The organism is Mycobacterium scrofulaceum (assembly GCF_002086735.1).
Lineage (GTDB): Bacteria > Actinomycetota > Actinomycetes > Mycobacteriales > Mycobacteriaceae > Mycobacterium > Mycobacterium scrofulaceum.
The window spans coordinates 1-12,071 of record NZ_MVIJ01000042.1 but is presented as its reverse complement, the minus strand read 5'-3'; the positions used below and the strand labels follow the sequence as shown (position 1 = coordinate 12,071).

General features: G+C 72.3%; 11 protein-coding genes. 8 read left to right on the top strand and 3 right to left on the bottom strand.

Annotated elements, in window-relative coordinates:
* Nucleotide 1: 1 nt before the first annotated feature.
* Complete coding sequence (gene upp, locus BST44_RS22235) at nucleotides 2-625, top strand: uracil phosphoribosyltransferase (RefSeq protein ID WP_083179245.1); 624 nt, start codon at nucleotides 2-4, stop codon at nucleotides 623-625.
* Between the two features lie 4 nt (nucleotides 626-629).
* On the opposite strand, the gene BST44_RS22230 is transcribed toward upp, so the two are convergent.
* The gene (locus BST44_RS22230) at nucleotides 630-2,267 is read right to left on the bottom strand and encodes a phospho-sugar mutase (RefSeq protein WP_083179244.1); all 1,638 of its coding nucleotides are present in this window, start codon (nucleotides 2,265-2,267) and stop codon (nucleotides 630-632) included.
* A gap of 5 nt (nucleotides 2,268-2,272) precedes the next feature.
* Nucleotides 2,273-3,079 (bottom strand): purine-nucleoside phosphorylase, encoded by an 807-nt coding sequence (locus BST44_RS22225; protein ID WP_083179243.1) that lies wholly within the window; start codon nucleotides 3,077-3,079, stop codon nucleotides 2,273-2,275.
* A gap of 75 nt (nucleotides 3,080-3,154) precedes the next feature.
* Here BST44_RS22225 and BST44_RS22220 point away from each other — a divergent pair, with 75 nt between their 5' ends.
* From BST44_RS22220 to BST44_RS22205, 4 genes are all read left to right on the top strand, one after another.
* Nucleotides 3,155-3,820 (top strand): cutinase family protein, encoded by a 666-nt coding sequence (locus tag BST44_RS22220; protein ID WP_083179278.1) that lies wholly within the window; start codon nucleotides 3,155-3,157, stop codon nucleotides 3,818-3,820.
* 35 nt (nucleotides 3,821-3,855) lie between these two features.
* Nucleotides 3,856-5,052 (top strand): M20 family metallopeptidase, encoded by a 1,197-nt coding sequence (locus BST44_RS22215; protein WP_083179242.1) that lies wholly within the window; start codon nucleotides 3,856-3,858, stop codon nucleotides 5,050-5,052.
* Complete coding sequence (locus BST44_RS22210) at nucleotides 5,049-6,227, top strand: amidohydrolase (RefSeq protein ID WP_083179241.1); 1,179 nt, start codon at nucleotides 5,049-5,051, stop codon at nucleotides 6,225-6,227. Before BST44_RS22215 ends, BST44_RS22210 begins: the two co-directional genes overlap by 4 nt.
* Before the next feature lie 110 nt (nucleotides 6,228-6,337).
* The gene (locus BST44_RS22205) at nucleotides 6,338-7,225 is read left to right on the top strand and encodes a type IV toxin-antitoxin system AbiEi family antitoxin (protein WP_083179277.1); all 888 of its coding nucleotides are present in this window, start codon (nucleotides 6,338-6,340) and stop codon (nucleotides 7,223-7,225) included.
* Between the two features lie 84 nt (nucleotides 7,226-7,309).
* Here BST44_RS22205 and BST44_RS22200 read toward each other — a convergent pair whose 3' ends face one another.
* On the bottom strand, nucleotides 7,310-7,789 hold the full coding sequence (locus BST44_RS22200; RefSeq protein ID WP_067742751.1) for a gamma-glutamylcyclotransferase family protein: 480 nt from the start codon (nucleotides 7,787-7,789) through the stop codon (nucleotides 7,310-7,312).
* 92 nt (nucleotides 7,790-7,881) lie between these two features.
* Between BST44_RS22200 and BST44_RS22195 the strand changes: the two genes are divergently transcribed.
* Genes BST44_RS22195 through BST44_RS22185 form a run of 3 tightly spaced genes read left to right on the top strand, consistent with a single transcriptional unit; the run spans nucleotide 7,882 to nucleotide 11,984 of the window.
* On the top strand, nucleotides 7,882-9,312 hold the full coding sequence (locus tag BST44_RS22195) for an NAD(P)H-quinone dehydrogenase (protein ID WP_083179240.1): 1,431 nt from the start codon (nucleotides 7,882-7,884) through the stop codon (nucleotides 9,310-9,312).
* A 49-nt stretch (nucleotides 9,313-9,361) separates the two neighbouring features.
* Nucleotides 9,362-11,116 carry a glycerol-3-phosphate dehydrogenase/oxidase gene (locus tag BST44_RS22190; protein ID WP_083179239.1) on the top strand — a complete coding sequence of 585 codons (1,755 nt, stop codon included), beginning with the start codon at nucleotides 9,362-9,364 and terminating at the stop codon, nucleotides 11,114-11,116.
* Between the two features lie 7 nt (nucleotides 11,117-11,123).
* Nucleotides 11,124-11,984 carry a pseudouridine synthase gene (locus tag BST44_RS22185; RefSeq protein WP_083179238.1) on the top strand — a complete coding sequence of 287 codons (861 nt, stop codon included), beginning with the start codon at nucleotides 11,124-11,126 and terminating at the stop codon, nucleotides 11,982-11,984.
* Nucleotides 11,985-12,071 lie beyond the last annotated feature (87 nt).

Genomic DNA, 12,071 nt, shown 5'->3' with positions numbered 1-12,071 from the left:
CGTGGAGGTGCGCGTTGTCGATCACCCGCTGGCGGTCGCCCGGCTCACGACGATGCGCGACGAACGCACCGACAACGAGGGTTTCCGGGCGGCGCTGCGCGACCTGACCGCGATGCTGGTCTACGAGGCCACCCGGGACGCGCCCCGAGAGACCTTCCCGATCCGCACGCCGCTGGCCGAGACGCAGGGCGTGCGGCTGGCCGGGCCGCCCCTGCTGGTGCCGGTGCTGCGGGCCGGGCTGGGCATGGTCGACCAGGCGCTGGCGCTCTTGCCGCGGGCGCGGGTCGGCTTCGTCGGCGTGTCGCGAAACGAGGAAACCCACCAGGCGACCGGGTATTTCGAGTCGCTGCCCGACGAACTGGCCGGCCTGCCGGTGCTCGTGCTGGACCCGATGCTGGCCACGGGCGGCTCGCTGAAACACACCGTCGGCCTGCTGCTCGATCGCGGCGCGGCCGATATCACGGTGTTGTGTGCGGTGGCCGCGCCCGAAGGCATTGCCGCGCTTGAGAAAACGGCCCCCGGCGCGCGGCTGTTCACGGTGGCCGTCGACGACGGGCTCGACGACAACGCTTACATCGTGCCGGGCCTCGGCGACGCGGGCGACCGCCAATACGGGCCCCGCTAGCCGGCTACCAGCTCCGCACCTCGGCCACCAGCCGGTCGCGCAGCGCGCCCGCCCGCTCCCGGGCCCGGGGCAGGCCGTCGCTCACCGCGCAGCGAATCTCGATGTAGCACTTCAACTTCGGCTCGGTCCCGGACGGCCGCACCACCAGCCGGACTGATGCGTCGTCGCCGCCGCCGGTGAAGATCAGCGCGTCGGTGATGTCGGTGACGGTCACGGCGACACCGGCCAGCGTTTCCGGTGGCGCCGCCCGCAGCCGGCGCATCAGTTCGGCGGCTTCGGCGGCGTCGGCCACGCGGCGCGACACCGCCGCGACGTCGTGCACGCCGTACCGTTGCGCGAGCCGATCGAGCGCGTCGGAGACCGAACGGCCCCGGTCCTTGAGCGAAGCCACCAGGTCGCACACCAGCACCGCGGCGCTGATGCCGTCCTTGTCGCGCACGGCGTCCGGGTCGACGCAGTGCCCGATCGCCTCCTCGTAGGCGTACACCAGGGCGCCGCCGGGGACCTGGGCGTCGGCGCGCGCCAGCCACTTGAAGCCGGTCAGGGTTTCGACGTGGACGGCTCCGTACCGGCGCGCGATCGCCGCCAGCATCCGCGACGACACCACGGTGCTGGCCACCACCGCTTTGCTGGGATCGGCGACTCCCGACAAGATGTAATCGCCCAGCAGCCAACCTGTTTCGTCGCCGGAGAGCATCCGCCATCCCGATTCGGTCGGGATGCCGACCGCGCACCGGTCGGCGTCGGGATCCAGCGCGACCGCGACGTCGGCCGTGACGTCGGCGGCCAGGGCGAGCAACGCGTCGGTGGCGCCGGGCTCCTCGGGATTGGGGAAGGCGACGGTCGGGAAGTCGGGATCCGGCGCGAACTGGGCGCCGACGGTGTGCACCGGCCCGAAGCCGGCGCGTTGCAGCGCTTCCACGGCCACGACGCCGCCGACGCCGTGCAGCGGGGTCAGCGCCACCCGCACCGAACCGGCGGCGCGCCGCAGCCCGGCCGCCCGGGCGACGTAGCGCTCGACCAGATCGGTCGCGGCGGCTTGCACGGGCGCCCTGGCGATTTCGTCGGCCGGGGGAGCGGCGGCCATCGCGGCCTCGATCTCGCGGTCGGTGGGCGAGACGATCTGGATGCCGCCGTCGACGTAGACCTTGTAGCCGTTGTCGGCCGGCGGGTTGTGCGACGCGGTGATCTGTATCCCGGCGGCCGCGCCGGTGTGGCGGACGGCGAACGCGACCACCGGTGTCGGCACCGGGCCGGGCAGCAGTCGCACGGAAAATCCCTGGGCCGCAAGCACTTCGGCGGTTACGGTGGCGAACACCGCGGAGCCGTGCCGGGAGTCGCGCCCGACGATCACGAGAGCGCCGGCCAGGCCGCGCCCGCGCAGTACCCGCGCCACCGCCCAGGTCGCGCGCGACACCACCGCCACGTTCATGGCGTCGGGGCCGGCGCGCACCGGACCGCGCAGCCCCGCGGTGCCGAACCTGAGCGGGCGCGCGAACCGCGCGGCCAGCTCGGCGGGCTCGCAGGCGGCCAGCTCGGCGGCCGTCGCCGGGTCGGGATCGTGGGCGATCCACTCCGCCGCGGCGCTCGCACCCCGGGCGTCGCCGGGGGCCGCGGGTCGCCGCCATTCCTCGGGCGTCATCGCACCTAGAACCGGGCGACGACGTCGGCCAGCAGCGCGCCCATCCGGCTCGCCGACGCGGCGCCGGCGGCGAGCACCTCGGCGTGGCTCAGCGGTTCGCCGCTGATCCCGGCGGCCAGGTTGGTGACCAGCGACACCCCCAGCACCTCGGCGCCCGCCGCCCGGGCCGCGATGGTCTCGTGCACGGTCGACATGCCGACCAGGTCGGCGCCCAGGATCCGCAGCATGCGCACCTCGGCGGGCGTCTCGTAGTGCGGGCCGGGCAGGCCGGCGTAGACGCCCTCGGTCAGCCCGGGATCGACCCGGCGGGCCAGCTCGCGCAGCCGCGGGGAGTAGGCGTCGGTCAGGTCCACGAACTGCGGGCCGGCCAGCGGCGAACGCGCGGTCAGGTTCAGGTGGTCGCTGATCAGCACCGGCTGCCCGACCGCCATGTCAGGCCGCAGCCCGCCGGCGGCGTTGGTGAGCACGACGATGCGCGCCCCGGCCGCGCAGGCCGCCCGCACCGGGTGCACGACGTGGCACAGGTCGTGGCCCTCGTAGGCGTGCACCCGACCGACCAGCACCAGCACGCGGCGTTCGCCGATGCGCGTCGACATCAGCTCGCCGGTGTGTCCGACCGCGGTGGGGGGCGCGAACCCGGGCACGTCGGCCTGGGGCAGCACGGCGGTCGGGGGGCCGAGCGCGTCGGCCGCCGGGCGCCATCCCGATCCGAGCACGACGGCGACGTCGTGCCGGGCAGCACCGGTGCGGTCGGCGATGACCCGCGCCGCCCGCCGGGCCAGATCGGCGGGGTCGGATGCGACGTCGCTCACAGTCGGCGAGCATAGTGCGGGTCGTCGGGGTTAGCGCCGCGATGGCGCGCGCCGGGATATGTGAAAATCTGCCGCATGAACCTTCGTAGGTGGCCGGTCGTCGGCCTGGCCGTCGCCGTTGCGGTGTCGGTGTTTTCGATCACGAGCGGCGCGCTGCCGTCGGCATTGGCCGACGGGTGCCCCGACGTGCAGCTCATCTTCGCCCGCGGCACCGCCGAGCCGCCCGGGCTGGGGGTCGCCGGTGATGCGCTGCTCGCCGCGCTGCGGTCGGACCTCGGCTCGCGCAGCGTCGACGCCTACCCGGTGAACTACCCGGCCAGCTACAACTTCCTGCAGACCGCCGACGGCGCCAACGACGCGCGCGACCACATCGCACAGATGGTCGACCAGTGCCCGTCGACGAAGCTGGTGCTCGGCGGTTTCTCCCAGGGCGCCGCCGCCGTCTCGATGCTCGCCGGGGTGCCGCCGCTGGGCGAGCGGATCGGCAACTTCGGGTCGGCTCCCGCGCTCGACCCCGGCCTGGCCAACAAGGTTGCGGCCGTCGCGGTGTTCGGCAATCCCGGCAACCGGTTCAACACGCCCCTGTCGACGGCGGGCCAGTTCGCCGGGCGCGCCATCGACATCTGCAGCCCCGGCGATCCGGTGTGCGTCGTCGGCGGCCGGGACCGGGAGGCCCACCACGATTACGGCGTGCCGCCCTACCCCGGACAGGCGGCGGGCTTCATCACCGGGCTGGTGTAGCCCGGGGCCCGACGGCGCGGTGGGATACTGCGAGAATGCCCCCCACCGCATCGGACAACCTCTCAGACACGGTCGAGGATGTCGTGCGGCGACGCGGCCCCGACCTGGTTGAGCTATCCCACGCGATACATGCCGAGCCCGAGCTGGCGTTCGCCGAGCACCGCAGCTGCGCCAAGGCCCAGGCGCTGGTCGCCGAACGCGGCTTCTCCCTCACCGCATCCGCCGGTGGCCTGGACACCGCCTTCCGTGCGGACTTCGGCAGCGGGCCGCTGACCGTCGGGGTGTGCGCCGAATACGACGCGCTGCCCGAGATCGGCCACGCCTGCGGGCACAACATCATCGCCGCGTCGGCGGTGGGCACCGCCCTGGCGCTGGCCGAGGTGGCCGACGAGCTGGGCCTGCGGGTGGCGCTGATCGGCACCCCCGCCGAGGAGGCGGGCGGCGGCAAGGCGCTGCTGCTGAAGGCCGGGGTGTTCGACGACGTCGCGGCGGCGGTGATGCTGCATCCCGGGCCGGCCGACATCGCCGCGGCCCGCTCGCTGGCGCTGTCGGAAGCGATCGTGCACTACCGTGGCAGGGAATCCCATGCCGCCGTCGCGCCGCATCTGGGGATCAATGCCGCCGACGCGGTGACCGTCGCGCAGGTGGCCGTCGGGGTGTTGCGCCAGCAGCTGGCCCCGGGCCAGCTGGTGCACGGGATCGTCACCGACGGCGGCCAGGCGGTCAACGTCATCCCCGGGCACGCGACGCTGCAGTATGCGATGCGGGCGGTCGAGTCGGATTCGCTGAGACAGTTGGAGGGCAGGATGTACGCGTGCTTCGCCGCGGGCGCGCTGGCCACCGGGTGCGAATACGACATCGACACCCCGGCGCCCCCGTACGACGAACTCACACCCGACGAATGGCTGGCCGACGTCTTCCGCGAGGAGATGCGCCGGATCGGGCGCGAGCCGGTGGCCCGCGAGTTCGAGGCCGCGCTGCCCATGGGCAGCACCGACATGGGCAACGTGACCCAGGTGCTGCCGGGAATCCACCCGATCGTCGGGGTCGAGGCCGGCGGCGCCACGGTGCATCAGCGCGCGTTCGCCGACGCCGCCGCCGGCCCCAGCGGCGACCGCGCCGTCATCGAGGGTGCAATCATGTTGGCCCGCACCGTGGTTCAGCTGGCCCAGACGCCTGCCGAACGCGACCGCGTGCTGGCGGCCCGGGAGCTGCGCGGGGCGCACGCATGAGCCTCGCCGACGCCGCCACCTCCTGGCTGGCCGCCCACCACGACGACCTGGTCGAGTGGCGCCGGCACATCCATCGCTATCCCGAGCTGGGCCGCCAGGAGTACGCCACCACCCAGTTCGTCGCCGAGCGGTTGGCCGACGCGGGGCTCAACCCGAAGGTGTTGCCCGGCGGGACGGGACTGGTCTGCGACCTCGGTCCCGAACACGAGCCGAGGATCGCGCTGCGGGCCGACATGGACGCCCTGCCGATGGCCGAGCGGACCGGCGCGCCGTACACGTCCACCATGCCCAACGTCGCGCACGCGTGCGGCCACGACGCGCACACCGCGATCCTGCTCGGCACCGCACTGACCCTGGCGTCTGTGCCGGAGCTGCCCGTCGGGGTGCGGCTGATCTTCCAGGCGGCCGAGGAGCTGATGCCCGGCGGCGCGATCGACGCGATCGCCGCCGGCGCGATCGGCGGGGTGGCGCGCATCTTCGCCCTGCACTGCGACCCGCGGCTGCAGGTCGGCCAGGTCGCGGTCCGGCACGGCCCCATCACCTCGGCGGCCGACCAGATCGAGATCACCTTGCATTCGCCGGGCGGGCACACCTCCCGTCCGCACCTGACCGCCGACCTGGTCTACGGGCTCGGCACGCTGATCACCGGGCTGCCGGGGGTGCTGTCCCGGCGCATCGACCCGCGCAACGGCACGGTGCTGGTGTGGGGCGCGGTCAACGCCGGGGTGGCCGCCAACGCCATCCCGCAGACCGGCGTGCTGGGCGGCACCGTCCGCACGGCGAGCCGGCAGACCTGGGTGGGCCTCGAGGAGATCATCCGCGAGACGGTGTCGGCGCTGCTCGCGCCGCTGGGCATCGAGCACACGCTGCAATACCGGCGCGGCGTGCCGCCGGTGGTCAACGAGGACGTGTCGACGCGCATCATGACCCACGCGATCGAGGCGATCGGCCCGGACGCGCTGGCCGACACCCGCCAGTCCGGTGGGGGTGAGGACTTCTCCTGGTACCTCGAGGAGATTCCCGGCGCGATGGCGCGGCTGGGCGTCTGGTCGGGCGAGGGGCCGCAACTGGATTTGCACCAGCCGACGTTCGACCTCGACGAGCGGGCCCTGGGGATCGGCCTGCGCGTGATGGTCAACATCGTGGAGCAGTCGGCCGCGTTCTCGGCGTCCTAGGACCCGCGAGCGACCGTGTTTGTACGGCGACACGCCGTTGAACGTGGCAACTTGCGGACGCTCGGCAGGGTGAATTGTCGGTGCCGCTTCACACGCCCAGCATGGCCGGCATGCACCCAGAGCTCAGCAGGCTGCTCGACGCGCAGGGCGGGGTCGTCACATCCGCCCAGGCCCTGCGGTTCGTTACCCGCCGCGGCCTGGAGGCGCACGTGAATGCCGATGCCCTACAAAAGGTTTGGCATGGCATCTACGGCCGGGGCCGACTCACAACTGCCTTGCAACTTCGCGGGCTTGACCTGGCGACCGGCACGAGTGTCGCAGCTTGCATGGGTACAGCCGCGGCGGTCCACGGTTTCGACACGGAGGCGACAACCGATTTGCACGTGCTCAATCCTCGCGGCCGTCGCCTCCGATCAGCCGACGGGCTGGTCGTGCACCGGCGGGCGGGCGCGCCGTTGAGCGTGGTCGCCGACCGGCCCGTCACCACGCCCGCGTGGACGGCCATCGAGGTGGCCCGCGGGCTGCCTCGACCAAGGGCGTTGGCAACGCTGGACGCCGCCCTGCGCAGCGGCACATCCGGCTTGGCTGACCTGCGGCAGGCGCTCAACCGGCAAGCAGGACGGCGCGGCGTCGTGACCGTACGCGAGTTACTCGGTCTGGCCTCGCCGCTGGCCGAGTCACCGATGGAGAGTGAGGCGCGGCTGGTCATGATCGACGGCGGGTTGCCGCCACCGGTCCTGCAGTACCAGGTGACCGACCTGCAGGGCTACACCTGGCGGCTCGACTTCGCCTGGCCCGAGCTGCGCGTCGGCGCAGAGTACGACGGTGTCGACTGGCACAGCGGGCCCGAGGCATTCCTGCGGGATCGCCGCCGGAGCGCGGCGCTGCAAGACCTCGGGTGGGTGGTCGTGCCGATCGTGGCCGGGGATGTCAGATACCGGCGGGTGGAACTCGTCCGGCGGCTCGAGATGCGATTGAAACGCGGCCGGGCGGCTTGAGCTCGTCGCGAGAGTCCGCAAAATGCCGGCTGAAGCGGCGTGTCGCCGTGCAGACACGCGCGCTCGCGGGCAAGCGGGAGGGCCCTACGAGCCGGTGCCCGGGCCGATGTTGTGGGCCGGCCGAGTGCGCAGGTTGTGCACGTAATCTGCTGGGGCACCGGCGATTTCGGCGGCATCGGCCATCACGCCCAGGTACCTCGCCGACGGCAGGCCACCCTCCCAGGCGTCGAGCACGTAGAGCCACGCCAGCACGGGGTCGGTGCTGGTGTCCGACGAGATGCGCTCCACCCGGCAGCGGATCTTCTTGTGCACCCCGAACTCCGAGCCCTCCCACCGGTCCAGGTTGTTCTCGTCGGCCGGGGTCATGTCGTAGAGGACGACGAACACCTTGGAATTGGGATCCTCCACGACGGTGGCCAGGGCGCCTTCCCAGCCGATGTCCTCGCCCCCGAACGTCAGGCGCCAGCCGTGCAACCAGCCCGTTCCGGCCATCGGCGAATGGGGTGCCCGCTTGAGCATCTGCTCAGGATCCATGTTCGACCCGTAGGCGGCGTAGAGCGGCACGGGGAAAGCTTAGACGTCACACGTGCGAGTGGTCTTCTCCCGCGGGACTCGCCGCGCTGCGGGACGGCGGGTGCCCCCGCTAGGTTGGGGCTGTGGCGACCCGCATCGTGATCCTCGGTGGCGGCCCGGCCGGTTACGAAGCCGCGCTGGTGGCCGCCACCTCCCACCCCGACAGCACGCACGTCACCGTCATCGACTCCGAAGGGATCGGCGGGGCGGCGGTACTGGACGACTGCGTGCCGTCCAAGACGTTCATCGCCTCGACCTGGCTGCGCACCGAGTTGCGCCGGGCCCCGCGGCTGGGGTTCGACATCGACATCGACGATGCCAAGATCTCCCTGCCGCAGATTCATGCCCGGGTGAAGCAACTCGCCACCGAGCAGTCGGCCGATATCACCGATCAGCTGCTCACCATGGGCGTGCACGTTGTCGCCGGCCGCGGCGAGCTGATCGACCCCACGCCCGGGCTGGCCTGCCACCGCGTCAGGGCCACCCATTCCGATCCGGGGCCCGACGGCCCCGTCACCAGCGAGCACGAGGCCGACGTGGTGCTCATCGCGACGGGCGCCAGCCCGCGCGTCCTGCCGTCGGCCCAGCCCGACGGCGAACGCATCCTGACGTGGCGGCAGCTCTACAACCTGGAGGCGCTGCCCGAGCACCTGATCGTGGTGGGCTCCGGCGTCACCGGCGCCGAGTTCGTGCACGCCTACACCGAGCTGGGCGTGCCGGTGACGGTGGTGGCCAGCCGGGACCGCGTGCTGCCCTACGAGGACGCCGACGCCGCGCTGGTCCTCGAGGAGGCGTTCTCCGAGCGCGGCGTCGCGCTGGTCAAGAACGCCCGCGCCCAGTCCGTCACCCGCACCGACGACGGCGTGCTGGTCACCCTGGCCGACGGGCGCACCGTGGCGGGCAGCCACGCCCTGATGACCATCGGGTCGGTGCCCAACACCGGCGGCCTGGGCCTGGACCGCGTCGGCATCGAGCTCGGCCGCGGCGGCTACCTGACCGTGGACCGGGTGTCGCGGACCTCGGTGGCCGGCATCTACGCCGCCGGCGACTGCACCGGACTGCTGCCGCTGGCCTCGGTGGCCGCCATGCAGGGCCGGATCGCGATGTACCACGCGCTGGGCGAGGGCGTCAGCCCGATCCGGCTGCGCACGGTGGCGGCGACGGTGTTCACCAGGCCCGAGATCGCGGCCGTCGGCGTGCCGCAGACGATGATCGACGACGGTTCGGTGTCGGCCCGCACCATCATGCTGCCGTTGCGCACCAACGCGCGGGCCAAGATGTCGGGGCTGCAGCAGGGCTTCGTGAAGATGTTCTGCCGCAAGTCCACCGGCGTGGTGATCGGTGGCGTGGTGGTGGCCCCGATCGCCTCGGAGCTGATCCTGCCGATCGCGGTGGCCGTGCAGAACCGCATCACCGTCAACGAGCTGGCGCAGACGCTCGCCGTTTACCCGTCGTTGTCCGGGTCGATCACCGAGGCCGCTCGTCGGCTGATGGCGCACGACGATCTGGACTAGCCTTGGTTCGACACCGTCCTACTGGCGAGTAACCGACAGGAGTTTCCCGGTGACCGATCCGATCCACGCGCCCAGCGAGTTGGGCTCGCCGGCGTCCGTGCTGGGACCGCAGCACCGCGAGGTGGCCTGGGAGCGGCTCGGCACCGAGCAGTTCGACGTCGTCGTCATCGGCGGCGGCGTGGTGGGCTCGGGCTGCGCGCTCGACGCTGCCACCCGCGGGCTCAAGGTGGCGCTGGTGGAGGCGCGCGATTTCGCGTCGGGCACCTCCAGCCGCTCGTCGAAGATGTTCCACGGCGGGCTGCGCTATCTCGAGCAGCTCGAGTTCGGGCTGGTGCGCGAGGCGCTCTACGAGCGGGAGCTGTCGCTGACCACGCTGGCGCCGCATCTGGTCAAGCCGATGCCGTTCCTGTTTCCGTTGACCAATCGCGTCTGGGAGCGGCCGTATGTCGCGGCGGGCATCTTCCTCTACGACCGGATGGGCGGCGCGAAATCGGTTCCGGCCCAAAAGCATCTGACGCGGGCCGGTGCACTGCGGTTGAGCCCGGGCTTGAAGCGGACATCGTTGATCGGGGGAATCCGCTACTACGACACCGTCGTCGACGACGCGCGGCACACCATGACCGTCGCGCGCACCGCCGCCCACTACGGCGCGGTGGTGCGCTCCTCCACGCAGGTGGTCGCCATGCTGCGCGAGGGCGACCGGGTGACCGGCGTGCGGGTGCGCGACTCCGAGGACGGCGCCGTCACCGAGGTCCGGGGCCACGTCGTCGTCAACGCGACCGGGGTGTGGACCGACGAGATTCAGGCATTGTCGAAGCAGCGCGGGCGATTTCAGGTGCGCGCCTCCAAGGGCGTGCACGTGGTGGTGCCGCGCGACCGCATCGTGAGCGACGTCGCCATCATCCTGCGCACCGAGAAGTCGGTGATGTTCGTCATCCCGTGGGGCAGCCACTGGATCATCGGCACCACCGACACCGATTGGGACCTGGACCTCGCTCATCCCGCGGCCACCAAGGCCGACATCGACTACATCCTGCGCACGGTCAACACCGTGCTGGCCATCCCGCTGACCCACGCCGACATCGACGGCGTCTACGCCGGGCTGCGCCCGCTGCTGGCCGGGGAGAGCGAGGAGACCTCCAAGCTGTCCCGCGAGCACGCCGTGGCGGTGCCCGCGCCGGGCCTGGTGGCCATCGCGGGCGGCAAGTACACCACCTACCGGGTGATGGCCGCCGACGCGATCGACGCGGCCGCCCAGTTCGTCCCGGCCCGGGTGGCGCCGTCCATCACGGAGAAGGTCAGCCTGCTGGGCGCCGACGGGTACTTCGCACTGGTCAATCAGGCCGAACACGTTGCGGCGCTGCAAGGTTTGCATCCGTACCGGGTGCGCCACCTGCTGGACCGCTACGGTTCGATGATCGGCGACGTGCTGGGGTTGGCGGCCGGCAACGCCGATCTGCTCAGCCCGATCAAGGAGGCGCCGGGCTACCTGAAGGTGGAGGCCCTGTACGCGGTGACGGCCGAGGGGGCGCTGCATCTCGAGGACATCCTGGCCCGCCGGATGCGCATCTCCATCGAGTACTCGCACCGCGGTGTCGACTGCGCCCGCGAGGTCGCCGACGTGGTCGCGCCCGTGCTGGGCTGGAGCGCCGCGGACGTCGAGCGCGAGGTGGCGAACTACTCCGCGCGGGTGGAGGCCGAGATCCTGTCGCAGGCGCAGCCCGACGACGTGTCGGCCGACGAGCTGCGGGCGAGCGCCCCGGAGGCGCGCGCCGAGATCCTCGAGCCGGTGCCGTTGAATTGAGCGTGCGGTGAGGCCCGCGCCACTTCCGGTGCGGGACGGCCTGGGCCCGGCGCGGGTGCGGCTGCGCGGCGGCCCCGTGCTGGCCGAGCTGACCGCCCGGTTCGGCGCCGCCGCGCGGTCGAAGGTGCTGGCCGGGGAAGTGGTCGACGCCGACGGTTTACCGGTCGACGAGGCCACCGTGCTGCCCGCCGGTGCCAGCGTCTACCTCTATCGCGAACTGCCCGAAGAGGTCCCCGTCCCGTTCGACATCCCGGTGCTGCATCGCGACGCCGACATCGTGGTGGTCGACAAGCCGCACTTTGTGGCGACCATGCCCCGCGGCCGGCACGTCGCGCAGACGGCGCTGGTGCGGCTGCGCCGGGAGCTGGGCCTGCCGGAGCTCAGCCCGGCCCATCGGCTCGACCGGTTGACCGCCGGCGTGCTGCTGTTCACGGCGCGCCGCGAGGTGCGCGGCGCCTACCAGACGCTGTTCTCGCGGGGGTTGGTGCGCAAGACGTACCTGGCGCGCGCGGCGGTCGACCCGGCGCTGGTGTTGCCGCGTGTGGTGCGCAGCCGAATCATCAAGCGGCGCGGGGTTTTACAGGCCGGCTGCGAACCGGGAACGCCGAACGCGGAGACGCTCGTCGAGCTCGTCTCCCCGGACGGCCTGTACCGGCTGACCCCGCGCACCGGACGCACCCACCAGTTGCGCGTGCACATGGCCTCCCTCGGCGTGCCGATCGACGGGGATCCGTTGTACCCCGACATCGTCGACGTTCCGCCCGACGACTTCAGCACGCCGCTGGGGCTGCTGGCGCGGCGCATCGAGTTCGACGACCCGCTGACGGGCGAGCGCCGCGAGTTCGTCAGCCGCCGCGCGCTGGGCTGACTTCGTGTCGCCTGTTGCCTCACGTCAAGATGCGCGCGAAGGCGGATTCGTTGCCTCACGTAAACGTGCGCGCTTGTTGACTTGAGC